Origin of the sequence: Rhodococcus sp. YH1 (assembly GCF_009939605.1) — a bacterium.
GTDB lineage: Bacteria > Actinomycetota > Actinomycetes > Mycobacteriales > Mycobacteriaceae > Rhodococcus > Rhodococcus aetherivorans.
In genome coordinates this window covers 1-2,718 of record NZ_WVTE01000167.1, presented here as the reverse complement: position 1 = coordinate 2,718, position 2,718 = coordinate 1, and the positions used below count along the sequence as shown (strand labels likewise).

4 protein-coding genes are annotated in these 2,718 nt (G+C 69.4%); 3 read left to right on the top strand and 1 reads right to left on the bottom strand.

The genetic code is table 11. The features are described from left to right. The coding region (locus AIIKEEIJ_RS13645) for a F420-dependent glucose-6-phosphate dehydrogenase (RefSeq protein WP_161995869.1) at positions 1-190 on the top strand (190 nt) is incomplete at its 5' end. Positions 191-268: 78 nt separating this feature from the next. On the opposite strand, the gene AIIKEEIJ_RS13640 is transcribed toward AIIKEEIJ_RS13645, so the two are convergent. Beyond that, entirely contained in the window at positions 269-1,213 is a 945-nt protein-coding gene (locus tag AIIKEEIJ_RS13640; RefSeq protein WP_037201077.1) for an AraC family transcriptional regulator, read from the bottom strand. Between the two features lie 237 nt (positions 1,214-1,450). On the opposite strand from AIIKEEIJ_RS13640, the gene AIIKEEIJ_RS13635 reads away from it, so the two are divergent. After that, a complete protein-coding gene (locus tag AIIKEEIJ_RS13635; protein ID WP_072635859.1) occupies positions 1,451-2,023 on the top strand; it encodes a flavin reductase family protein in 573 nt (190 codons plus the stop codon). Between the two features lie 31 nt (positions 2,024-2,054). Continuing rightward, positions 2,055-2,718: 4-hydroxyphenylacetate 3-hydroxylase N-terminal domain-containing protein (locus AIIKEEIJ_RS13630; RefSeq protein WP_274386839.1), on the top strand; the 664-nt coding region annotated here is incomplete at its 3' end.

The following is a 2,718-nucleotide window of genomic DNA, read 5'->3' as shown; positions in this document are numbered from 1 at the left end:
GGCGGCGCAGCCGCGTCAGGCCAGGCGGTGGATCGTGGCGTCGGATCCGGACGAGGCGGTGGAGAAGGTCGCGGCGTATGTCGACGCGGGGCTGAACCATCTGGTGTTCCACGCGCCGGGACACGATCAGCGGCGCTTCCTCGACCTGTTCGAGCGCGACCTCGCGCCGCGCCTGCGCGCGCTGGCCTGACGCGGCTGCGCCGCCGGTGCGTCCTTTGGGCTGTTCCAGCCGCCCGAAGGACACACCGGCGACGACGTCGCCTGTAGGTCAGGCGGTCCCGCCGCGCAGCGTCTCGGACGGGCTGGCGCCGAACTTGCGCCGGTACGCGGCGGCGAACCGCCCGGTGTGCATGATGCCCCAGCGGACGGTGATATCGGATACCGTTGCACTGGAATCGCTTCGGGACAGATCGGTGTGCACCCGCTCGAGCCGGACGTCGGCGAGATACTCCATCGGCGTCATGCCGACGCACTCGCGGAAGCCCTGCTGGATGCGGCGGACGCTGACGCCGACGAGCTCGGCCATCTCCGCGGCGGTCCACGGGCGCGCCGGATCCTGCTGGACCGCGTCCATCACCCGTTTGACGATCCGTGGCCGCACCCCGGTCGGGCCGTCACCGTCGTCCGGTGCGGCGGCGAGCACGAGCGCGGTCGTGACGGCGCGGCAAAGTTGTTCGGCCACCTGGCCGCTGCGCAGCAGGACGTTGTCCCGCAGCGACTCGTCGGCGACCGCTCGGACGAGGCGCAGCCAGTCGGCCCCCGCTCCCGCCCGCAGATCCAGCTGCGCGGGCAGCTGCCTACCCGGACGGGGGAGCAGGCGGTCCATCTCGCGCTGCATGTAGTCGCGGTCGACCTTGAACCCGATGATCTCGCACGAACTGCTCCACCGGGTGATGACGGTGGGGGTGTCGGGAGGGCAGACCGTCGCCAGCCCGGGAGCCGACACGACCTCGTCGCGGCCGACGGCGGTGACCAGATGCCCGGTCAGGGGAATATTGATGCCGTACGCGCCGGGATGCTCGGAACGGATCGACACGTCCACGCCGAAGCCGATCCGCGCCAGCCGCGCGGCGCCGAGCTGGGTCGATTCCAGCGACGTGCGGGCGGCGGGCCCGCGGCTGAGGAGCGTCAGCTGGTGCGGGAAGTACGCCTGGGACACCACGTCGTGCACTTCGTCCCAGTCCGTGAAGCCGCGGCTTTCCGGTGCTCGCATTCGCCCTTCCAACCCTCCCAACTGGTGCCGTGCCGGTATGTGGGCAGCTCCCCACGCTAGCACCGTACTGTGACGACGGTCACGTGCCGCCCGGATGATCCGGTGCGTTCCGAGCCCGCTTCGCAATGCGGATCGCACCTTCGCAATGCGGATCGACGGAGTGTGATCCGGGTCATACGTTGGTTCTCGTTCCGGATCGACCTGCGATCGCACATCGTGCAGAAAGGCGGTCTCCTCATGGACCAGCGAGCACTTCGCAACATCTTCGGTCAGTTCGCCAGCGGGGTCACTGTGGTCACGTGCGCCAACGCCGAGGGCGCCCGGCACGGGGCCACGGTCACGGCCTTCACCGCCATCTCGCTGGAGCCGAGGTTGTGCCAGGTGACACTGACGCGGACGTCGAAGGCGTGCGGCTACCTCGACGACGCGCCGTTCGCCGTGAACATCCTGGCGGCCGACCAGCTCTCCACCGCACTGCATTTCGCCGGCAGACCGCAGGCCGTCGCGCCGACATGGGACGACACCGGAATCGCACCCGCCCTCCTCGGCAACGCGGCCACCCTGATCTGCCGCCCGTGGGCCGAATACGACGGCGGTGACCACGTCATCTTCGTCGGCGAGATCGTCGACGCCTCCGTCGACGCCGAGAAGGACCCGCTCCTGTTCTTCCGCAGCACCTTCCACGACCTCGGGGACCGGTCCGGCTCGACCGCGTGGAACGGGTGCCTCGACGATCCGCACAGCGGATGGTTCGACGCCACCACCACATTCACCCCACTGCCCTCGCAGCTCGCCCGCACTGCCTCCTGACCCCGCTCCCACCTCTTTCGAAGGGAAGACCATGACCACCACCGAAGCAGCCCCCGCTACCGGCACCGTCGACCGGTCGAAGGTGAACGTCGCCGCGGACCACCCGGCCAATCAGCAGCAGACCTTCGCCTCGCGGCCGATGACCGGCGACGAGTACATCGCGTCGATCGACGACGGTCGCGAGATCTACCTGCACGGCGAGCGCGTCAAGGACTTCACCAACCATCCGGCGTTCCGCAACTCCATCCGCATGACGGCGCGCCTCTACGACGCGCTGCACACCGGCGAGCACGTCGGCACCCTCACCGCCCCGACCGACACCGGCAACGGCGGGGTGACCATGCCGTTCTTCCGCACCCCGAAGTCCGCCGACGACCTGCGAGCCGACCGCGACGCCATCGCCACCTGGGCGCGGATGACCTACGGCTGGATGGGCCGGTCCCCCGACTACAAGGCCTCCTTCCTCGGCACCCTCGGCGCCAACGACGAGTTCTACTCGCCGTTCCAGGACAACGCCAAGCGCTGGTACCGCGAGTCGCAGGAGAAGGTCCTGTACTGGAACCACGCGATCATCAACCCGCCGGTGGACCGGTCGCTGCCGCCGGACGAGGTGGGCGACGTGTTCATGAAGGTGGAGAAGGAGACCGACGCGGGCCTGATCGTCTCCGGCGCCAAGGTCGTCGCCACCGGCTCGG